Here is a 21,071-nt window from a genome sequence, read left to right as displayed (position 1 = left end):
ATTGGCAGGGAAAGGAAAGCAGCGAAGCTATCAATGATGGTTCACACTACACTCTTGGGCGACCATCAGGATACCCAATTAAGGTACTGAAATTCTCCGCCTCATCTTGTTTCGCCATATGTTTCTTTGAGCAAGCCTAGTACCACAAAGCTGCTATTAATGTGACGAACTTCACATTTTTCTGCGCTCATACCCCTAGACGATGATCGTGTGCGATATCGCATGAACGACAATTTTGATACCAGTTGGTTCAAATAATCTTAAGCCTTTTCATGTATTGGATCCAATAGTTGTATGTTCCTACTCTCCAGACAGAAAAATGGTAAGGTGATCGCAAGGCCTGCGTTGCATTCCTAAGCAGTCTATGGATAATGAGATTCCGCTACCGCTAAATGACATGTTGGATACTGCCAAGCTGTCCTCCACATTGGGCGCGGAGAAAACTGAAAGGCCTGACGGAACAGGACCCATACCCATTTATGTGACGTAAGAATAAAAGGCCGAAGAAGATAGTGATCAAGAACTTAACTATTTACGGTAGCTGTGTATCTAGAGACATATTCAATCTAGAGGAAAGCCAATCATTTAAGTTAACGGATTACTTTGCAAGATCTTCAATGGCTTCACTATGCAGTTCCTCATACGAAAATGAAGAAGCACTTGGCCGTATACCTTCTGCATTCAGACGGCGTATGGTTGCATACGATTTCTCCAAACAAATTCTCACGCAACCAGAAGCGTTTGAGAACGCCGACATAATACTAATCGACCTAATCGATGAGAGGTTTGATCTTGTAGCCCTACCATCCGGGCATATTATCACGAGCTCTAACGAGCTCGCTGAGAGCGGTCTATTAACTGACAGCAGCGTTAAAGGTTTCCAACTAATAAAGCCCGGCTCACCTGAGCGCCGAGACCTGTGGATTCAAGGAATGCACAAGTTCCTTGCAGTCTTGGAGCAGCATAATAAACTTGGCCGCCTGGTCGTCAACAAAGTCTATTGGGCTTCACGCTTTGAAAATGCAAGCGATACGAACTTCCCAGTTCCTTTAGCTGCTATTGAAAAGGCCAACCAAGAGCTGGACTGGATGTATAATGAACTGGAAAAGAAGCTCCACAAGCATCAGTTCCTACATTTCCCACCACAGCTCTTAACATCAGACGAACATCACCACTGGGGCGTCTCCCCTTTTCACTATTGCGCACAATATTACAAAGAAGCGCTCGCACAATTGAATTCGATCATATCTGAAAGTAGCGCCGAAGACCTATTGCGTGAAGATCCTGCGCCGAAGAAATCGCCACTTATTTCTGAAGGTGCAACCATCACGGTCGCTGCATGCAAATCTGAGCGTGGTATTTTTGCGCAATGCTCATTGGTAATGGATGGAAGCATACACGAGGGTGGTGAATTCGCATTCTATTTACACGTTGATGGTGATCGACATGACGTTCGTTGGTATGAAGCTTCATCGAATGCTCGCTTCCCTATTCCTGATACGCTCGGAGAGCTAACCGTAACGGCCTTCTATCAGGACTCTTTAGGTGAAAAAATTTCTTGCAAATGCACTGTAAGCTCTTTGGTTTTCTAAGCGCTTGAAATTGCATGGACGACATGAAGATCAGCACTCACTACTGAATTCTAGGTATACGGTCCCGGAATGAGATGGTGCGAATTGATAGTGAATAGCTCTGGACTTTTCGTCCAAGCCTCACAGATCATCTTGAAGGGAGTTCGCTATCGCAAGGCTCTGAGTGTCTGACGAGGTTGCAGGCCATCACGAACGCAAGCACGTGCGCTTTCAGCGCAGCGAAGTCGGGATAGTGGAAGGCCTTGATCGTGGCCTCTTTGATCGTCCGGTTCATACGCTCGACCTGGCCATTGGTCCAAGAGTAATAGGCCTTGGTCGGTCGATGTTTTATGCCATGCTCGTGGCAGACGCGATCAAAAATGTGTCCGCCGAGCACATTGGTCGCGCCATTGCGATACCGGGGCTGATCAGTGAACGCCACACCGTTGTCAGTCAGGACGGTGTGGATTTTGTATGGAAACGCCTGCACTGCCTGACGTAGAAACTCAGCGCCATTGCGCTTGGTCGCGGAGTCGAAGAACGCAACCTAGGAGAACTTCGTTACCCGATCAATTGCCACGAACAGGTGCTGCTTGCAGCTCTCAAGACGTAACTCCGAGCTATCGATGTGCAGATAGCCCCGTTTTGTCGAACTTGCCCCGTTTGGCTGCGGTTCTGCTGGGCGCTTGGTTGATCCCGTGACGCACCAGACAGCGCTTTAAGGCGCTGCGGGTCACCAGTGGTAAATAATCAAGGAGGTGGCCCAGCATGTTGCCCACGGGCATCATCGTCCGCTATCAGAACTCGACCACCATTGCCTCCTCAGCGGCTGTCAGCTTGGCACTACATGGTTTGGCTGGCCCCATCCAAGAATCCTGCGTGGTGGATCGTGATCGCCATTTGATGACGGTCTTCACGTTCAGTCGATAGCAGGCGGCGTGCTCTCGGCTCGACTCTTTCGACGCTTGGAGCCCGGCTCGGATTATCGGCGTCGTACGGGCTGGGCCATCGATACGTCCTTCCAAAATGCATCCTCCTCATGAGGCACTAAGGATGTACCATGACTTTCTGGGACTGAACACCTAGGGTCTGTATGAAAAGTCTTGAGACGAAGGTCAGGCAAGGCGAAAACAGCCGAGGAAGCGGAGTTTACGGGTTGTAAATGAGCATTCCGAGGCTGTTTTCAACTCAGCATTACCGAGTATCAAGGCTTTTCGTACAGAGGCTAGCTAGGTGCGCTACCCCACTCCAGCCACTTCTCATCGACCGGAAGCAGCACTCCGGAAAAACGGCTACGCACTACACGATCAGAACGCAAGCTTCATTGCGTTGGGTGAGCATTCTTTCTATAAAATAGATCACACAGAAACTCAAAGTCATCCAGGATGGAAAATGAAGAGAATAAAAAAGGTGCAAGCAGAACTCATTGACGGGAAGATAAATTGCTTAATCCTGTTAAATGAACGCTTAGAGAGCGCCCAGTTTGCATACTATATTTTTAGAAATGATGAACGGATTCATACTTCCTGGTATTCACCAAATCCATCACTTCACTTTGACACAAAACAAATTGCAGGCAATTATCAAGTAGTAGGCTTTTTGAGAACCGAAAAAGAGCCCATTGAGGTTAAAAAATCCAATCAAATCTTCGTAGACCGCTACAAATCTAACCACAATGAACTTTCGCAAAAAGAATTACAGGACTTAACCGCTGAATTTAACTCTTCCTTTCCTCAGCCATTCACTCGAATTCCGCAAGATTTTGACCCCATAATCAATCAAGATCTTAACGAAACCGGATTTCTATACATCCCTCTCGCTAAATATTGTGAAAAAATTGAGCTTAGAGAATTGACGCAGCTTGATTGGAGGCGCAAATTCAAAAACAACAATAATTCCAATGTTATGTGGTTGCTCTCCCTTAACTTTGCAGGCTGCTTGCTGTCAACGTTTGAAGCAAATAGAAAGCCAATTTTTCTTTCGATGGCAACTCAAAGCATCGAGAGTTTCTTGCAATTCGTAGCCACATCAGAAAACAGATTGTATGTTGAATCGATTCCTTCTGGCGACCACTCAACAGCCACTCGCGCCAAGGTACTTATCAAATACCTACAAATCACACACCACTCTAACGCAGAATATAAAGACTTGCGTTTCAAAATTTTTTGTGAACTGTATCGATGTTTGGAATGGCTCTCTTCTGATGATAATTTTTACGAAAATAATCACGGACTCATGTGCAACATAGCACTTGCCGCCGCAAGCCATTGCTTCTCTTTGTCCAGTGACTTAAGAAAAAAATATTATTACATCTCCACATCAAGGACCTTGAAACTCGCAAACAAAGCTTTTTGCAAAGACGGCCTATGCGATGAAAACACCATAGGCTACCATAATTACAACCTCAACCTTTATCAGATTTTCTGCAATTTACTTGATACAGAAGAATTGACATCACGTGAATTCTCGAATTTAAGAAACATCATAGACCGGGCTGAAATTGCGTTGCGCCATTGTGTACACCAAGACAACAGCGTCCCCCCAATTGGGGATTCTCCTGTATATTTATTGAAGAAATCATCAATAAATCAGTCAAAGTTTTTCCCTGACTCCGGATTTGCAGTTATCAAGAACGATGACTTCTATCTTTCCTTGCAGTGCGGATCTAGAGCAGAAACACACAAGCAAATGGACGACTCCAGCATTACACTAAGATATAAAGGAGTAGATATTCTAATTGATGCGGGCTCTTACTCTTACGATAGAGAAGCTGGGTTTGGCAGATATGTTGAGTCAGCGACCGGGCACACAGGTATATATCCAGTAGCTTTCGATCATCAGCGTCGAAGAGAAATCATCAAGACCTTCGGTCGGATTCTGGGGTCAATTGATCATTTCTGCGAGACCGACTCAGGCTTTGAGGTGAAGTGCCACTACACAACGGAGGATGGCACCGTTTCAGCCACTAGAACCATAATAGTTTGTTGGCCTGATGAAATTTGGATAAACGACATTATTAAAATAGATAAAACCTCATCCTCTCGGGTATTTTCAGAGGCCAAAGTCCAAAGATTTCTTTTTGGACCTAATATCATGATCAGCCAGTGCGATCCGGGAGTCTTCACTCTCCAAGGAGGTGGCATCAGTGGAAGTTTGTTTTCGCTAAGTTCCGTCGGTGGTCGATTAATCTTCGGCCAGACCGAGCCCGACATTCGTGGTTGGCACTCCATTAAGTTCGGAGAAATCCTTGAAAATTCTTGTCTAGAATTTATTTCCACCGACCCTGTCGCTAGTTTCACTGTCGCCTTGAAGTTGTCGGAGGGCGCAACAATTAGCCAGCTGTCTAGGCATGCATTCGAGCGCCTTTCAACCGATCGCATGTAAGGTTCAGTGCCCAAGTTGAATAGACAGTTAAGGATTCTCCGACCAAATGAGCACAGGTCGCCCGACCTGTGCTGAAATAGCCCCCGTTCAACCAGCCCCGCACAAGCCTTGCCCATGAGCCCAATGAGCTTTCCGATTTCGAGTACGCCGGTAAGCGCAAGCAGACCCACTATCAGCCTTTCCTGGCCGAGATGGACCTTACCGATCTGTCGTTTGGCTTTGTAGAGAAGACAGCGTTTGTTCAAGTGCTTATAGGTAAGCGCAGCGAACATGGAGATCATGGTACGCTTACGGCCATTCCGGTCACTTGGGCACCAAGGACCGGACACCCGACTCATCCTATGTGCTTTCGTTCCCCAACACCGGTTTACCGCGGCGTCGATGCAAAATCGGCAGTAGCCTCCTTTGATACGTCTACGCGGGTCATGAAGTCTTCCAGAAATGGGACTGCCATCACGCCATATCGCTGCGATCCGACCTTATTTAAATGATTAGTATCCTGATAGATCAATGTATGATCTTGCAGCGGCGCATCGGAAAAAAATGGATTATCTGTCAAGTCCAGGAACGTCACATTAGAATATTTTGAAACGAGTCTCTTGACTTTCGCATTAGCGCCAGCCCACTCTGAATTCACAGAGACCGGAAGACGCAGGCCAATACTATTGGCACGATAGATCCGCTGCGGATTTGACGAAAGCATGGGTACTTGAGCAAGAACGAGCACTTGTTGCTTTCTCTCAGCGGCTCTTGAAATAAAGCCATCCAACTGCCTCATAAAATTTTCGCTGGATGAATGAAGCTGCCACATTCCAGCAAGAATCAATCCATCAGCCTGAGGCACAAATTTCTCTGCTTCAGCAATTTGATTAAGACAAGCCATACGCGCCCACTCCGCGATTCGACTAACGTCAAAACCAGGGATGTTTACACAGCCACTTGCCGTGATAACTCTTATTTTGGCATGAAGTGCCTTACCAACCACATCAGCAAAGGCGTTCAACTGTGCGGCGTGACTATCACCAAGCATCATTATTGTGCGGCTGGCTTCGCGGTCCCCCAGAACGCAATCACCTACAATTTTCCCATGGCAGATTACTGCACTATCAGCATATCGGGTCAAATCCGACTGCAGAGGTTCAACCAGCCTTGGATTTACGATACCCGCCAGAAGGATAGCTGAGACGGTAACTGCCCCCAACCCAACCAAACGGGCTATAACTGGCTTAATAGATAACCTACCCCGGAAAGGTGATTCTACAAACCGGTAGGACAGGTATGCGCTACCCAACGTCAGCGCAACAAATACCAGTGCGCTCCCCCCCTGCAGCTCATAAGTACCCGAATAGTAGCGAATGGACGCCAGAATAGGCCAATGCCAGAGGTATAGGGAATACGAAAGCGCCCCCAAAAAGATTAGAGGCCGACATGAAACTGCCTTATTGAACGAACTCTTCGGGCTGATCAGGATCAAAGCTGTCCCGATGCATGCGGGTAGAGCCATTAGGCCGGGAAAGCTGTGATTCTCCGTAATAAAGAAAAAACTACAACAAAGCAGAACCACCCCTAAACATGCAAATACGGTTGATGATACCTGCGAGATGCTTCGCCGAATTGACCACGCCGCAGCCACTCCACCGATCAGAAACTCGGGAACTCTTGCTAACAGCGAAAAATACATTTCCTGTTGATGCCCCTGCCGAAGGCGATACTCCGAAAAAGCGACAAATAATACAATTACTGCCAGCATAGTCGGCATTAAGAGCCGACTCGGCACGAACACCAAGCCCAAGGGAAGCAGCAAATAAAACTGCATTTCTACGGCAAGCGACCATGTGTGGAGTAACGGCAGTTCGTAACCAGCAGGTGCAAAATAATCATTTTGCGATGCGAAGAACGCATTACCATTAAAGTAAAGCGCCGAAATAGCACTATCCTTAAACAACTCAAAATCTAGCGGTATAAGCAGCAAAGCCATACATAAAGAGACAACAATCAACAACGTAAAATACGCCGGAAATATCCTGCAAACCCTACTAATATAAAAGCCGAAAAAAGAAAACGCACCAATTTCTTTCTTTTGCACAACAATATGAGTTATTAAAAACCCTGAAATCACGAAAAAAACATCTACACCAATGAATCCGCCTGGAAGCCAATTTTTATTAAAGTGAAACAATATCACACCAAGAACGGCAACTGCCCGAAGGGCCTGAATATCATTCCTTAGTTTAGTGCCATGGACCATTAAAAATCTCTATATTGTTCTTTGATTTCAGACTGTTTGCTGCTGCGTGCCTGGAGCCATATTACCGTAACACCGCATCCTACGCTCGAAGCCTGATTCCAAATTGGCTACCTGTCCAAGGCGGTGCAAGCCAATTTCGCACTCCGAGTCGCCGCGATCCGCGCTGTCGTCTCGCAGTCGTGGGTACAGATGAGCTTTCCAGGTTTCAGTACACCGGTAAACGCAAGCAGACCCACCACGAGCGCTTTTAGCCGAAGTGAGACAGATTGAGCCTTGGAGCGGGCTGGTTGTGTTGATCGAACTGCACTACCCCAATTCAGGGCGTCCAGTTCGACCAAGAACAAGGAAACCAAGCGTGATCCTGAATTGCATCAGACAAAGAGCAGATGATGAAGGCGAATATGCAGCTCATACTTCATCGTCAATTTCCCATAGTCACATAGATAAGGCTCAAGGCCTGTTTCAATAAACCTTATCTTGCACCAACCGCTTCAAATACTGCCCATACCCATTCTTGGCCAACGGCTCAGCCAGCTTCAACAACTGCTCCGCCCCAATCCACCCCTGCCTGTACGCCACCTCTTCCGGGCAAGCCACCTTCAACCCTTGCCGGCGTTCGATGGTCGCGATATACCCGCTAGCCTCCAGCAACGAATCATGCGTCCCGGTATCCAGCCATGCATACCCGCGCCCCATGATCTCCACCGACAAGCGGTTCTGCTCCAGGTACACCCGGTTCAGATCGGTAATCTCCAGCTCGCCCCGCGCAGACGGCTTGATGCCTTTGGCAATCTCGACCACATCCTTGTCGTAGAAGTACAACCCGGTGACGGCATAGCTGGACTTCGGCTTCGCCGGTTTTTCTTCCAGGCTGATCGCCTTGCCCTGGTCATCGAACTCCACCACGCCGTAACGCTCGGGGTCGTGCACGTGGTAGGCGAACACGCTGGCACCTTCGCCGCGCCCCATGGCGTTGCGCAGCAATTGCTGGAAGTCGTGGCCGTAATAAATGTTGTCGCCGAGCACCAGCGCCGACAGGTCGTTGCCGATGAAGTCTTCACCAATCAGGAAGGCCTGTGCCAGGCCGTCTGGCGAGGCCTGCACGGCGTAGCTGATGTTGATGCCCCACTGGTGGCCGTCACCCAACAGTTGCTCGAAACGGGGGGTGTCTTGCGGGGTGGAAATGATCAGGATGTCCTGGATACCCGCCAGCATCAGGGTGGTCAGCGGGTAATAGATCATCGGTTTGTCGTACACCGGCAGCAGCTGCTTGGAAATTGCCAGGGTCGCCGGATGCAGGCGGGTACCCGACCCGCCTGCCAGAATGATGCCTTTACGCTTCATAGTGATCCTTTCTCGTGTATTTCCGTAAGCATGCGAGCCACACCCAGGCGCCAGTCTGGCAGGGTCAGGGCAAAGGCTTTCTGCAGTTTATGGGTGTCCAGACGCGAATTGGCCGGCCGCTTCGCCGGGGTCGGGTAGGCATCGGTGGTCAACGGGTTGACCTGCTCGGCATGGGCTTTCAAGGGCACACCCAGGGCCTCTGCCTGCTCCAGCACGTAACGGGCGTAGCCGCACCAGGTGGTTTCGCCGGCCGCCGCCAGGTGGTACAGCCCGGCCAAGGCCGGGTCGCGGCGGGTGGCGGTGATGGCGTGGGCGGTGATGTCGGCGATCAGTTCGGCACCGGTCGGGGCGCCGTGCTGGTCGTCGATCACACCCAGGCTGTCGCGTTCCGCAGCCAGGCGCAGCATGGTCTTGGCGAAGTTGTTGCCGCGTGCGGCATACACCCAGCAGGTGCGGAAGATCAGGTGCCGGCAACCGGCAGCCTGGATGGCCTGTTCGCCGGCCAGCTTGCTTTCGCCATAGGCATTCAGCGGGCCGACGGCGTCGTCTTCGCGCCAGGCCTGGGTGCCCTGCCCCGGGAACACGTAGTCGGTGGAGTAATGCACCAGCAGTGCCCCGCAATCGGCAGCAGCACGGGCCAGCACGCCGACAGCGTCGGCGTTTACCTTGAAGGCTTGCTCGCGGTCGCTTTCCGCCTTGTCCACGGCGGTGTAGGCGGCGGCGTTGACGATTACATCGGGGGTGTAGGCACGCACGGTTTCGGCCAGGCCCGACAGGTTGGCCAGGTCGCCGCAGTGTGCCTGGCTGCGGGAATTCAACGCCAGCACCTGGCCCAACGGGGCCAGGCTGCGTTGCAGTTCCCAGCCTACCTGGCCGTCCTTGCCCAGTAGCAGAATCTTCATGCCGAGCGCCCTGCGTAGTTTTTCTCGACCCAGTCGCGGTAGCTGCCGGACTGTACGTTCTGCACCCACTCCTGGTTGTCGAGGTACCAGGCCACGGTCTTGCGTATGCCGGTTTCGAAGGTTTCGGCAGGCTTCCAGCCCAGTTCGCGCTCGAGCTTGCGGGCGTCAATGGCGTAGCGGCGGTCATGGCCGGGGCGGTCGGTCACGTAGGTGATCTGTTCGGCGTAGGGCTTGCCGTCGGCGCGGGGGCGCAGTTCGTCCAGCAAGGCACACACGCGGTTGACGATCTCCAGGTTGGGCTTTTCGTTCCAGCCGCCCACGTTGTACACCTCGCCGGTTTTACCGGCTTCCAGCACGCGGCGGATGGCGCTGCAGTGGTCCTTGACGTACAGCCAGTCGCGAATCTGCTGGCCATCGCCGTACACCGGCAGCGGCTTGCCGGCCAGCGCGTTGACGATCATCAGCGGGATGAGCTTTTCCGGGAAGTGGTACGGGCCGTAGTTGTTCGAGCAGTTGGTGGTCAGCACCGGCAGGCCGTAGGTATGGTGATACGAGCGCACCAGATGGTCGCTGGCGGCCTTGCTGGCCGAATACGGGCTGTTGGGCTGGTACTGGTGGGTTTCGGTGAAGGCCGGTTCGTCGGCGGCCAGCGAGCCGTACACTTCGTCGGTGGAGACATGCAGGAAGCGGAACGCCTGGCGCGCCTGTTCGTCCAGGCCGCCCCAGTAGGCGCGCACGGCTTCCAGCAGGCGGAAGGTGCCGACGATGTTGGTTTCGATGAAGTCTTCCGGGCCGTGGATCGAGCGGTCCACGTGGGACTCGGCAGCAAAGTTGACGATCGCGCGCGGCTGGTGCTCCTTGAGCAGACGGTCAACCAGTTCGGAGTCGCCGATATCGCCGTGTACGAAGATATGGCGCTTGTCGCCCTGCAGGCTGCTCAGGGTTTGCAAGTTGCCTGCGTAGGTGAGTTTGTCGAGGTTGACCACGGGCTCCTCATTGCCAGCCAGCCAGTCCAGCACGAAGTTCGCGCCAATGAAGCCCGCACCACCAGTTACCAGAATAGTCATCGTTCAGTTCTTCCCAATTCCCGCGTTCAAACTTCACAACGCTTGAAGTTCATGTGGGCGTTGCACCGCCGGCAACGCCTGTTGTTATGGGGCAGCGTTCAGGGCTCCATGCGCCGGCGCTGGTATAGCCAATCCACAATATCCCCACCTGGCACGTAGCCACTTACGGTGTCGCGCAGCAGCTGGCGCACGGTGGCAAAGTCATCCTCCGCAGTCGCCGCGCGCAGGGCGTCAAGGCGCTGCTTCAGCACCTCCCAGGGCAGGTAGTCCTCGTGGGCGCTCATGATCATGGGGTGGCGCGTGGCAATCACGTTGTCGCCGATCAGCAACTCTTCGTACAACTTCTCGCCCGGGCGCAGGCCGGTGAAATTGATGGCGATATCGCCCAGCGGGTTGCGCTCGGAGCGGATGCTGAAGCCGGACAGGTGAATCATCTTTTCCGCCAACTCCACAATCTTCACCGGCTCGCCCATGTCCAGCACGAACACATCACCGCCCTGCCCCATGGAGCCGGCCTGGATCACCAGTTGCGCGGCCTCGGGGATGGTCATGAAGTAGCGGGTGATTTTCGGGTGGGTCACGGTCAGCGGCCCACCGGCCTTGATCTGCTTGTGGAACAGCGGAATGACCGAGCCCGACGAGCCCAGCACGTTGCCGAAGCGCACCATGGTGAAGCGGGTCTTGTTCACCTGCGAGACATTGCCGGTGTCACCCATCAATACCGGCGCCACCTCGCGGCTAAGGGCCTGCAGCACCATTTCGGCCAGGCGCTTGGTACTGCCCATCACGTTGGTCGGGCGCACGGCCTTGTCGGTGGAAATCAGCACGAAGTTGGCAACGCCGGCCTGCAGCGCCGCCTGGGCGGTGTACAGGGTGCCGAACACGTTGTTCGACAGGCCTTCGGCAATGTTGTGCTCGACAATCGGCACGTGCTTGTAGGCTGCGGCGTGGTACACGGTGTCCACCTGCCAGGCGCGCATCACATCTAGCATCTTGGCCTGGTCGCGTACCGAGCCGAGGATGGGGATCAACTGCACGGCCAGGCCTTCACGGATAATGCGCTGTTCCAGTTCGCCGGCAATGGTGTACAGGTTGAATTCGCTGTGTTCGAACAACAGCAGGGTGCGCGGCGCCTGCCCAAGGATCTGGCGGCACAGTTCGGAGCCGATCGAGCCGCCGGCACCGGTCACCATCACCGTTTGGTCGATGATGCAGTGTTGCAGCAGGTCGCCTTGCGCCGGCACCGCGTCGCGGCCCAGCAGGTCGGCAATGTCCACTTCCTGGATGTCGTCCACCTTGACCCGGCCGCTGGCCAGGTCCATGAAGCCGGGCACACTGCGCACGTGCAGCGGGTAGCCCTCCAGCAGGTTGAGGATTTCGCGGCGGCGGCTGCGGCTGACCGAGGGTAACGCCAGCAGGATTTCTTCGGCACCAGTGTCGTCGATCATGCGTTGCAGCTGTTCCGGCTGGTACACCTGCAGCCCGGCAATCACCCGGTCGGTGATGCTGGCATCGTCGTCGATGAAGGCGACCGGGCGCATGGCCTTGCCCATGCGCAGCGCCGCCACCAGCTGGTTACCGGCCGAGCCGGCACCATAGATGGCCACCCGTGGCAGGCCGTCATCGCGGTTGGCAAAAGGCACGTGCTGCACGGCAGTGGCAAACCAGTCACCGAGGAAGTACTGGCGCATGGCCAGGCGCAGGCCGCCGACCATGATCAGGCTCAGCCACCAGTAGTTGAAGGTGATCGAGCGCGGCACCACGTTCTGGTGGTTGCTGGCCCAGTAGATGATGAAGCCGAGGATCAGCGCCGACAGGGTCACGGCCTTGATGATGGCGATCAGTGCATCGTTGCCGAAGTAGCGCATCACCGCCCGGTACAGGCCAAAGCGGATAAACAGCGGAATCGAGATGATCGGTGCCGTGATGAACAGCCAGGTGTGGTCACGGACAGGGTTGGCCAGGTCATCGATACCCAGGCGCACGACAAACGCCAGCCACAGCGCAAACCAGACCAGAATGACATCAGTCGCTACCTGGATCGCCCGCTTGTGGCGCCGAGGTAGTCCAAGCAGTCTTGAGCGCAGCTTATCCATAGAACCTCTGAGAGCTTTACAAAGTGACATGTCTGGCGTCTTCTTTCTATCACTCTAGCTAGTGTTCGAGTTCGCCGGCGCGCCAGCGCACGGCCAGAAATGCCAATGGCAAGTAGGCGATGATCACGCCCCACACGCCGTCCAGACCAAGCAACAGCACGCACAGGGCTATCGGCAGCAGCCAGAACAGGTTGAGCGCGGCCACCGCCAGAGTCACCGGCAGGTGCTTGCCGTAGTGACGCGAGGCGAACTGGTAGGCGTGGCTGCGGTGCGCTTCATACACCTTGTCACCGCGCAGCAGGCGGCGGATCAGGGTGAAGGTGGCGTCGACCACGAACACGCCCAGCAGAATCAGCCAGCACCAGAACAGCTGTGGCGCCGCCCAGGCCGCCTGCAGCGACAGGCCAGCCAGCACGATGCCAAGAAAGCCGCTGCCGGCGTCACCCATGAAGATCCTGGCTGGCGGGAAGTTCCAGCACAGGAAGCCGAACGTGGCCGCAGCCAGCAACAGTGGCAACGCCATCAGTTGCGGCGCACCGGCCAGGGCCGAGAGCAGCACCATGCCCAGGCAGGCAGTCACCGCTTCGACGCTGGCGATGCCGTCGATGCCGTCCATGAAGTTATACAGGTTGAGCATCCACACACAGTAGAGCGCGGCCAGGATGTAGCCGAACCACTGCAAGTCCAGGGTAAAGCCGAACACCTGCAGCGGCGCCAGGCCGCCCAGCCAGTAAAGCATCCAGGCGGCTGCGGCGAAGTGGCCGAGCAGGCGCCAGCGGGCGGCGATGTGGCCGTGGTCGTCCATGAAGCCGATTACCGCAATCAGTGCCCCTGCCCCGCCGATGGCGACCAGCGCCGGCAGCGGCACCGCACCGGCTAGGCCCAGTAGCGGCAGGCAGCCCAGAAAGCTCAGCACAATGGCCACACCGCCACCCCGTGGAGTGGGCACGGTGTGCGAACTGCGCGCGTTGGGCACGTCGATGATCTGCTTGTTCAGGGCGTAGCGCCGCAGCGCTGCAGTCAAAAGCAGGGATGCCCCCGCGACCAGGGGAATAAGCCACCATGCCGTCATTTGTCTTGCTCTTTCAAAAAGTTGAGTGCCGTGGCCCGCAGTGCCTGGTCGACATCCAGCGGGGGCTGCCAGCCCAGCAGTTCACGGGTTTTGCCAATGTCTACCTGCAGCGAACCGCACAGGCGCTGGGCCAGCCCACCCTTGCCGGCCAAGGTGGCCGCGCCCTTCAACCAGGCGGCGGGCACAGGCAGCAATCTGGCTGGCTTGCCCAGCGCCTTGCCCAGCCGTTGCAGCAGTTCGGTGGTGGACAGGTCGTGGCCATCGCTGGCCAGAAAGGTCTGGTTGGCGGCGGCCGGGTGGTCGATGCAGGTCACCAGCAGGTCCACCAGGTTGTCCAGCGCCACCAGGCTGCGTTGGTTGTGGATGGCACCAAACGGCAGCGGCACGCCTTTGCTCAGCCAGTTCATCATGCTGCGGAAGTTGGCTTTCACGCCCGGGCCATACACCAGCACCGGGCGCACGATCACCACTTCCAGCCCGGTTTCAACCGCCAGTTGGCGCAGGCCGTCTTCGGCCTCGCGCTTGGAGATGCCGTACGGGTCCGAAGGCGCAGGGGCCTCGTCGGCGGTGAAGGGCCGGCGGCCGTCGGTGGTTTCACCGTTCACCTTTACCGAGCTTACAAAAATGAAGCGCCGCACGCCGGCCTGTGCAGCGGCCCGGGCCAGGCTCAGGGTGCCTTCCACGTTTACCCGGCGGAACTCGGCCAGCGGGTCGGCGGCGGTTTCCTGCATGACGTGCACGCGGGAGGCCAGGTGGATCACGGTGTCGACCTGCTCGAAATGCCCGGATGCCACATCTACCGCCGCCAGCTCGCTGAATGGCCGGTAATCGACGCCAGCCAGCCGCTGGCCGGGCGACTGCCGCACCAATACGCGCGGTGCCCAGCGTGTGTCCGCAGCAAGGCGCTGCAGCAACACCTTGCCGACAAAACCGCTACCGCCGGTGATCAGGATACTCGGCCGTTGCACGTTGCCTTGCCCGGCCATCAGCCTCTCCCCGCCCGGCCCAGCAGGCGGGTGAACACGCTGCGATACTGGTCTGCCACCACCGACCAGCGGTAACGGCGGTTGGCAATTTCGTGCAGGCGCACAGACAGTTGCGCACGGGCGCCCTCATCGGCAAACAGTGCCTGGGCGTGGTTGCGCAGCGAAGTGCTGTCGGCAAAGTAAAGCGCCTGGTCTTCGGTGGTAGCGCGGTTGAACGACACATCGAAGGCTACCACCGGCAGGCCCAGCCACATGGCTTCGACCAGCGAGGGGTTGGTGCCGCCGGCACTGTGGCCATGCAGGTACACCGTGGCATTGCTGCGCAGCGGGCTCAGTTGCTCCACGTCGTAGATCGGGTCCAGCAGGTGAATGTTGCTTATCCCTTCGTATTGCTTGCGCAGTTGCACGCCGTATTCGCTGTGGTTCCAGTTGCCGATGATCGCCAGCGGCATGCCAGAGCCGGCGAAGGCTTCGAGAATGACATGGATGTTGTTCTCCGGCTCGATGCGGCACACCGTAAAGGCATAGGGCGCACCAAGGAACGGGTAAGCCAGGCGGGCTTGTTCGGTTGGCTCACCGGCCCGGGCCTGGTCGCCACCGTAGGCAATCAGTTCGCTGGGCTTGTTGTATTCGGCGGTCACGTATTCCTGCAGTACCTTGTTGTCGGTGATGACCGCATGGGCAAAACGTACGGCCACCGCTTCGGACAACTTCAGGAACCAGCGGGCAAAGTTGGACCACTTGGCGCGCTTCCATTCATAGCCGTCGATGTTCACCACGATCGGCTTGCGGGTCAGAAGGCGCATGAATGGCAGGGCAATGCAGCCGGAAACCCCCAGAATCAGCATCAGGTCATGCTTGCGGTAGGCGTGCAGCATGCTCAGCACATCGTATGGGATGCTTTGCACGCCATTGGCCTTGAGGTTCAGGTAGACCAGGCGGGCACGCTCGAAAAACTTCGGGCGCTGGGGGTAGTGTGGCGCGCTGCAATACACGGTGAGTTCGCAGTCACCCGGCAGGTTGCGCACCAATTGTTCGGTCAATGTTTCCCAACCGCCATATTGAGCGGGTAAACCGACCGTACCAATCACTGCAATCTTATAGGTCATCAAACACCATCACGATATTCTTCTGGAAGTTGGCGGTGGAAAACTCACTCGCTTTCCTGCGTGCGCGCTCGGACAGTGCCTGGCACACTTGTGGGTCTTGCGACAGGCGCGCAACGGTGCGCACCAGTTGTTCATGGTTCTTCGAGTCGATCTGGTAGCCCTCTACCCCGTCGCTGACCAGTTCGACCGGGCCGCCTACCGGAGGCACGATGGTCGGGATGCCGAAGGCCATCGCCTCGAGAATGGTCAGGCCAAAGGTTTCGACCCAGCCATCCACATGGGACAGGTTCAGCACCAGGCTGGCATTGCGGTAGAACTTCGCCACCTCGGCACTGGCCGGGCTGAGCATGAGGTTTTGCGGCAGCGCCTTGCCGGCGAAATAGGCGTCCACTTCCTGAGGGCTGGCGTTGAGCACCAGGGTGAACTTCAGCACAGGGTTCGCGGCCAGTGCCGTGGCCAGGGCAACGAATTCGTCCACCCCCTTGTAGCCCTTCAACGACGCCAGCATCAGCACATTGAAGCGGCCGTCGTGCAAGGGCTGGTACGGGGTGGCCATCGCCTGCTGCTGGAAGCCCTCGGCCAAGCCGTTGTACACGGTTACCGCCGGTACGCCGGCCACACCCTCTTGTACCTGCAGGTACTTCGACACGTAGACCACCTTGCTGGCACAGCCAGCAATCACCCGGCGCAGGAATGCCTTGAGCAGCGCAGGCCGGATTGAGGTTTCGTGCACGTGGTAAACCACCTTGGCACCGCGCAAACGGGCGGCCAGAGCGGCGCCAAAGGGCAGCATGGTGTTCACCAGCACGACCGACCCCGGCCGCACCTGACGCAACAGGCTGAAGAACAGCGCCACCTGTGAGCCGGCATACGCCAGCAAGGTCAGCCAGCGGTTGTCGAAGCGCTTGTAGGCAAACTTGCAGGTGCGTACCTGCAGTTCGTCGAGCACACCGTGGCCGCTGCTGCCCACATGCAGGGTGCAGTCGGCGCCATGTTGCTGCAGCGCGGTGATGGTCTGGTTCAATACCCGGGGGCTGCCGCTGTAGTCATTCAGCAGATGGACAAAGTGCAACGTTTTCATGCCACCCCTTCTTCCGCTACGCGCGCCTTGATGAACTTGGCCGGCACCCCGCCATAAATCGAATTCTTGCGGTACACGCCCGCAGCCACCACCGCCCCTGCTGCGAACACGCAGCCGTCTTCGATCACCGCGCCATCGAGCACGGTCACCTTGGCACCGATCCAGCAGTTGCGGCCCACCTTGATGCCCTGGCGGCTCACGCCCTGCAGGCGGATGGGTTGCAGCGGGTCTTCGAAGTTGTGGTTTTCCGAATGGAAGCTGACGAAGTTGCCGATGATGGTGTCACTGCCAATCTCGATGCCGCCGGCGCAGCCCAGGAAGCAGCCGGCACCCAGGCCGACGTTGTCGCCAATCACCAGGCCCTTGCCGATATTGGCCAGGCTGCCGGTGCACTCGATGATGATGTGCTTGTTAAGCGACACGGCGGTGCCGAAGCGGATGCCGTCATTGGACAAGGCATCGACGAAACAGCCCTGGTCGATGACCAGCCCCGGGCCGTACTCGATCTTGCCCACTTCCTTCAGGGTTACCCCCGAGCCAATGAACGCCAGGCGCCGCCGGCGCAGGCGGATCACGCCGCGGCAGGCCATCAGCAGCTTGGTCACGAACAGCCCCAGCAGGTAGCCCGACGAGATGCGCCGGTCGACCACCAATGGGCGCTTTTTAACCAGCAGCACCAGCTTTTCGAGCAAGGCATGCATCATTTCACGGCCCTCATCTGGGTAAACAAGGCCTTGACGAAGGCCGGACGGCGGTAAGCCACCGCTTTGCGAATGGCCGCATAGACCAGGTACAGGTCAAGCAGGCCGCGCTCCAGCAGGCCGTGGGAATGGAAGCTGATACGCAGCCCGTGGATCATTTCCTCGAAGCGGAACAAGGCACGCTCAGGGGTATCGGCGCTGTGCTCGGACAGGTCGTGGGCAATCTCCACATCCAGCACGCAGGCCTTGGGGAAATACCCCTCGTAGCGGATGAAAAAGTCGGTATCGGTGGCATAGAAGCGCAGTCGCTCGTCATAGAACGGCGTCATGCGCTGAAAGCACTCACGGGTGAAGATCAGGCCGCTGTTGATGCCCAGCAGGTTTTTCGAGTCCACCAGCCCGGCAGCTACGTTGGGCGTGAGGCGGCCCATGAACAGCCAGCGCTTGCCGGGGCTGACCAGTTGCCCATGGCTGACCAGCCGGGGCATGAACACACCCACTTGGTCCCCACCCGCCGCACGGCGCACCTGGCCGATCTGCGCCAGGCAGCTGGACAGGCGGATGTTCGAGTAGTTGGTATCGTCGTCCGAGATCATGAACAGGTCGACCCCAGCGGCAAACGCCTGTTCGGCCACCTGGTTGTAGACCACCGAGAGCCGCTGGTTGTCCGCCTCGTACCAGCGCACGCCCGGGCACGGCTGCGCCACGCCGGGGGAGTTGTTCCAGACGTACAGCTGCAGGTCGATACCCTCGTCACGCAGCAGCGCCTGCTGCGCGAGCAGCGACTGCAGGGCAATCGAGTCCTGGCTAGTTTTCCGATACAGAACGATCAGGACTGCCAGGCTCAACTTTTGTTCTTCTGTTTTCACCAATGATCACCATCACCACGATCGCGAAAATGTAAAGGACAACACTGTTCGTATAGGACTGGAAAAAGAACGAGCTCAGGAAGAACGGGTAGCTGGCAATCACGAAGTTGCCCAGGCCGTTTTTCCAGGAGCTGGCATGGGCCCTGTCCCGGACGATGATCGTCACCAGCTTGTGATACCAAAGGATCAACCCGGCCATGATCAACAGGCCGACCCAGCCACAGGTAGCCAGCAGGTTGAGCCAGAACGAATCGAACCAGTGCGGCTGGCCCGGGCCCACCGCGCCAAAGCCATAACCCATGGGGTGCGTGCTCAGCACCTCATACATGTGCAGCCACTGGCGCTCGCGGTCCAGCGCCGACAAGTCCTGGGTGTAGCCCATCGACAGGTAGACGAAAATCGCCACGGTCAGGCCAACGAACTGCAAATAACCCAACAGCGAGATCAACCAGGCCGTGCGCAGTACCCGGGCCGCCACCAGCATCGTGCAGATGCACACCAGGCCGATCATGGCCGTGCGTACCGATCCGATCACAACCAGCCCGCACAGCAGCAGGAAGGCGGCACTCAGCAGCAGGCGCCGGATCAGCGACCAGTTGCGCCCACTGAGCAACACAGCCAGGGTCATGGCGGCGGTGTTGAGGATTACTGCAGAAAACTCCAGCGTGCCGGTAAAGAAGCCGGAAACCCGCGGCAGCCCGTCACGCATCGAGTTGTAGGGTTGCAGTTCATAGCCTTTGGCGGTAAGCAGCGGCCAGTACCAGAACTGCTCGGCCGAGGCTATGGTCAGGTACTGGTACAACGCATACACGCCGGTGAGTACGCTCATTGCCAGCACCGACCAATACACATGGCGCAGCTTCTTCTCGGTCGACACCGCCTGCGCCCAGATGGCCACCGCCATGCCGACGAACACCGGCACGGCCAGTGCGCGGAACATGCGCACGGACGATGCGCTCAGGTCGCCGAACAGCAGGTACAGGAAGGCGAAAAACAGCACGACCAGCAACCAACGCCCAACTTCGAGGTTGACCATGCCACGCGCCGTGACGCTGGCCAGCGCCCGCAGCAGCAACCACGTGATCATCAACAGGCTGATCATTTCTCGCCAACCGGCAAACGCACTGCCCAGCCCCAGCGTCAACACGACGAAGTCGCTGAAGAACAGCAGACAGAACAGCACGCCGATAAAGATCCTGATCACACTCACCCTCGCGCTCTGGTCAGCCTGGCCAGCCGGAATAGCGTGACCTTGATCAGGAGCTTGATTCTCGGCACCCAGGCGTAGGAAAGCAGAGTTCGCAGCGCCAGGTTCGTGTCTATGCGGCACAGGGCGTCAAAGACATCCGCAGGGATCATGCTAGTGACCTTACCTGTCGGTTTCATGAAATCGAGGTTGCCCGTCCACGGCAACATGGCTGCCAGTTCGTTCTCACTGAATTCGCCCCGCTCGATGCAGGCCAGATAACGCGCTTTCACCGCCTCCACCGAGTTGACCCGCTGCACCGCCTCCACCACCGGGGCACTGGGGCGGGGATGTTCGATACTGGCCAGCAACTGGTCGACGCTGGCCACCTTCAGGCTGTCTGCGGGGGAGTAGCCCTGGATCGGCGCCACCAGCCCCACGCAACGCCGGCCCTTGAGCAACTGCTCGGCGAACGCCGTGCCACCGGGTATAGGGTAGCTGTCCAGGTAGAAGTCGGCTTTTTCCGCAAAGGCCAGGTAGTCCTTGTACGGCAGGTGGCGGCGAATGAAGAAACGCCTGGGGTAGCGCAGCTTCACTGTCCACCACCAGGTGTTGGTCAGGGGGTTGGCGCCGATGATCCAGCACTCGGCATTGGGGAAACGCTCGAGAATCGCGGTGATCGACGGGCGCATGTCCAGGCCGCCGTGGGGCTTGTACTTGGCCGCCGAGGCAGCGCTGAACACCTTGATCCGCTCGTGAGTGGGCACGGCATCCGGCACTTTGGCGCCGCTGGTCTCGATCGGGATTGCCAGGAAGCTCTTCTGGCAAGTGAGGTGTTTTTTCTTGTCCAGGTGGTGCCCGTAGGCGCTGATCTCGAAATACACATCGGCCACCGACGCGCCAAAGCTGAACACATGGTCGGCGTGGTTGACGAAATACACCGTCAGCGCAGCGCCACGCTGCTGCTTCAGCAGGCCGCAGGCGACGGTGGTGATGATGTCGTCCGGATGAATGTGCAGCACCACCTTGTCGTACTGGGCCAGGGTGTCGACGATGGACTGCAGGCGGGCGCACGGGTCATCGCCGCGCGCTACCTCGATATGGGCGAAATAGCCTGCCAGGCGTTCAAGCACCTGAGGCTTGGCGCTGCGCGCCACCAGCAGGTCCACAGGCCCCTCGTGCATGTGCGCCAGGCGCTCCATCAGCCGGGTGTGCCCGCCTTGCATATAGGGTTCGCTGACCACATGCAGGCAGCCACGCGATACGCTGCTGGCAGCCGGCAGCGTAACCTGGCTGGCGCACTTGGCCACCAGGTGGCGCTCCAGCGCGGCCGCCTCGTAGATGTTCAGGTCCACGGCCCAGAGCAGCGCGCCATAGACTTGCGCCTGGATCAAAGCCGGCCCCGGCGCTGCCTTCTGTATCCGTGCCTGCAGCTGCTCTACCACTTGCTTCATT

General features: G+C 57.0%; 15 protein-coding genes and 1 pseudogene. 2 read left to right on the top strand and 14 right to left on the bottom strand.

Going from position 1 to position 21,071, the window contains the following annotated elements; translation table 11 throughout:
- Nucleotides 1–512: 512 nt before the first annotated feature.
- Nucleotides 513–1,592: a DUF6270 domain-containing protein gene (locus A4C63_RS04370; RefSeq protein ID WP_063911641.1), complete on the top strand. Its 1,080-nt coding sequence runs from the start codon at nucleotides 513–515 to the stop codon at nucleotides 1,590–1,592.
- Between the two features lie 50 nt (nucleotides 1,593–1,642).
- Here A4C63_RS04370 and A4C63_RS25290 read toward each other — a convergent pair.
- Nucleotides 1,643–2,596, bottom strand: a pseudogene (locus A4C63_RS25290) (DDE-type integrase/transposase/recombinase).
- Between the two features lie 208 nt (nucleotides 2,597–2,804).
- Between A4C63_RS25290 and A4C63_RS25285 the strand changes: the two are divergent.
- Nucleotides 2,805–4,955 (top strand): heparinase II/III family protein, encoded by a 2,151-nt coding sequence (locus A4C63_RS25285; RefSeq protein WP_156510842.1) that lies wholly within the window; start codon nucleotides 2,805–2,807, stop codon nucleotides 4,953–4,955.
- A 367-nt stretch (nucleotides 4,956–5,322) separates the two neighbouring features.
- Here the strand turns inward: A4C63_RS25285 and A4C63_RS25280 are convergent, their stop codons facing one another.
- The 13 genes from A4C63_RS25280 to A4C63_RS04300 form a co-directional block, all read right to left on the bottom strand.
- Complete coding sequence (locus tag A4C63_RS25280; protein ID WP_082888254.1) at nucleotides 5,323–7,203, bottom strand: acyltransferase family protein; 1,881 nt, start codon at nucleotides 7,201–7,203, stop codon at nucleotides 5,323–5,325.
- 462 nt (nucleotides 7,204–7,665) lie between these two features.
- The gene (gene rfbA / locus A4C63_RS04355; protein WP_063911639.1) at nucleotides 7,666–8,547 is read right to left on the bottom strand and encodes a glucose-1-phosphate thymidylyltransferase RfbA; all 882 of its coding nucleotides are present in this window, start codon (nucleotides 8,545–8,547) and stop codon (nucleotides 7,666–7,668) included.
- The gene (gene rfbD / locus A4C63_RS04350) at nucleotides 8,544–9,449 is read right to left on the bottom strand and encodes a dTDP-4-dehydrorhamnose reductase (RefSeq protein WP_063911638.1); all 906 of its coding nucleotides are present in this window, start codon (nucleotides 9,447–9,449) and stop codon (nucleotides 8,544–8,546) included. The genes rfbA and rfbD overlap by 4 nt, the downstream gene beginning before the upstream one ends.
- Nucleotides 9,446–10,516: a dTDP-glucose 4,6-dehydratase gene (rfbB, locus tag A4C63_RS04345; RefSeq protein WP_063911637.1), complete on the bottom strand. Its 1,071-nt coding sequence runs from the start codon at nucleotides 10,514–10,516 to the stop codon at nucleotides 9,446–9,448. The genes rfbD and rfbB overlap by 4 nt, the downstream gene beginning before the upstream one ends.
- 98 nt (nucleotides 10,517–10,614) lie before the next feature.
- On the bottom strand, nucleotides 10,615–12,612 hold the full coding sequence (locus A4C63_RS04340) for a nucleoside-diphosphate sugar epimerase/dehydratase (RefSeq protein WP_063911636.1): 1,998 nt from the start codon (nucleotides 12,610–12,612) through the stop codon (nucleotides 10,615–10,617).
- 58 nt (nucleotides 12,613–12,670) lie between these two features.
- The gene (locus A4C63_RS04335) at nucleotides 12,671–13,684 is read right to left on the bottom strand and encodes a glycosyltransferase family 4 protein (RefSeq protein ID WP_063911635.1); all 1,014 of its coding nucleotides are present in this window, start codon (nucleotides 13,682–13,684) and stop codon (nucleotides 12,671–12,673) included.
- Nucleotides 13,681–14,670 carry an SDR family oxidoreductase gene (locus tag A4C63_RS04330; RefSeq protein WP_063911634.1) on the bottom strand — a complete coding sequence of 330 codons (990 nt, stop codon included), beginning with the start codon at nucleotides 14,668–14,670 and terminating at the stop codon, nucleotides 13,681–13,683. Before A4C63_RS04330 ends, A4C63_RS04335 begins: the two co-directional genes overlap by 4 nt.
- On the bottom strand, nucleotides 14,670–15,779 hold the full coding sequence (locus A4C63_RS04325; RefSeq protein ID WP_063911633.1) for a DUF1972 domain-containing protein: 1,110 nt from the start codon (nucleotides 15,777–15,779) through the stop codon (nucleotides 14,670–14,672). The genes A4C63_RS04330 and A4C63_RS04325 overlap by 1 nt, the downstream gene beginning before the upstream one ends.
- The gene (locus A4C63_RS04320; protein WP_063911632.1) at nucleotides 15,769–16,860 is read right to left on the bottom strand and encodes a glycosyltransferase family 4 protein; all 1,092 of its coding nucleotides are present in this window, start codon (nucleotides 16,858–16,860) and stop codon (nucleotides 15,769–15,771) included. Before A4C63_RS04320 ends, A4C63_RS04325 begins: the two co-directional genes overlap by 11 nt.
- Nucleotides 16,857–17,564 (bottom strand): acyltransferase, encoded by a 708-nt coding sequence (locus tag A4C63_RS04315; RefSeq protein ID WP_063911631.1) that lies wholly within the window; start codon nucleotides 17,562–17,564, stop codon nucleotides 16,857–16,859. Before A4C63_RS04315 ends, A4C63_RS04320 begins: the two co-directional genes overlap by 4 nt.
- Nucleotides 17,561–18,409, bottom strand: coding sequence for a hypothetical protein (locus A4C63_RS04310; protein WP_063911630.1), 849 nt, complete (start codon nucleotides 18,407–18,409; stop codon nucleotides 17,561–17,563). Before A4C63_RS04310 ends, A4C63_RS04315 begins: the two co-directional genes overlap by 4 nt.
- The gene (locus A4C63_RS04305; protein ID WP_172827473.1) at nucleotides 18,369–19,634 is read right to left on the bottom strand and encodes a hypothetical protein; all 1,266 of its coding nucleotides are present in this window, start codon (nucleotides 19,632–19,634) and stop codon (nucleotides 18,369–18,371) included. Before A4C63_RS04305 ends, A4C63_RS04310 begins: the two co-directional genes overlap by 41 nt.
- Nucleotides 19,635–19,636: 2 nt before the next feature.
- On the bottom strand, nucleotides 19,637–21,070 hold the full coding sequence (locus A4C63_RS04300) for a hypothetical protein (protein ID WP_063911628.1): 1,434 nt from the start codon (nucleotides 21,068–21,070) through the stop codon (nucleotides 19,637–19,639).
- Nucleotide 21,071 lies beyond the last annotated feature (1 nt).

This window comes from Pseudomonas sp. p21 (assembly GCF_001642705.1).
Classification (GTDB): Bacteria; Pseudomonadota; Gammaproteobacteria; order Pseudomonadales; family Pseudomonadaceae; genus Aquipseudomonas.
The sequence above is the reverse complement of the archived record's forward strand: the minus strand, read 5'-3'. Positions and strand labels throughout refer to the sequence as shown.

What these genes read in the sequence shown, in the direction of transcription:
- A4C63_RS25280 (WP_082888254.1), bottom strand. Translation starts at nt 7,203, where the DNA reads ATGGTCCATGGCACTAAACTAAGGAATGATATTCAGGCCCTTCGGGCA.
- rfbA (WP_063911639.1), bottom strand. Translation starts at nt 8,547, where the DNA reads ATGAAGCGTAAAGGCATCATTCTGGCAGGCGGGTCGGGTACCCGCCTG.
- rfbD (WP_063911638.1), bottom strand. Translation starts at nt 9,449, where the DNA reads ATGAAGATTCTGCTACTGGGCAAGGACGGCCAGGTAGGCTGGGAACTG.
- rfbB (WP_063911637.1), bottom strand. Translation starts at nt 10,516, where the DNA reads ATGACTATTCTGGTAACTGGTGGTGCGGGCTTCATTGGCGCGAACTTC.
- A4C63_RS04340 (WP_063911636.1), bottom strand. Translation starts at nt 12,612, where the DNA reads ATGGATAAGCTGCGCTCAAGACTGCTTGGACTACCTCGGCGCCACAAG.
- A4C63_RS04335 (WP_063911635.1), bottom strand. Translation starts at nt 13,684, where the DNA reads ATGACGGCATGGTGGCTTATTCCCCTGGTCGCGGGGGCATCCCTGCTT.
- A4C63_RS04330 (WP_063911634.1), bottom strand. Translation starts at nt 14,670, where the DNA reads ATGGCCGGGCAAGGCAACGTGCAACGGCCGAGTATCCTGATCACCGGC.
- A4C63_RS04325 (WP_063911633.1), bottom strand. Translation starts at nt 15,779, where the DNA reads ATGACCTATAAGATTGCAGTGATTGGTACGGTCGGTTTACCCGCTCAA.
- A4C63_RS04320 (WP_063911632.1), bottom strand. Translation starts at nt 16,860, where the DNA reads ATGAAAACGTTGCACTTTGTCCATCTGCTGAATGACTACAGCGGCAGC.
- A4C63_RS04315 (WP_063911631.1), bottom strand. Translation starts at nt 17,564, where the DNA reads ATGATGCATGCCTTGCTCGAAAAGCTGGTGCTGCTGGTTAAAAAGCGC.
- A4C63_RS04300 (WP_063911628.1), bottom strand. Translation starts at nt 21,070, where the DNA reads ATGAAGCAAGTGGTAGAGCAGCTGCAGGCACGGATACAGAAGGCAGCG.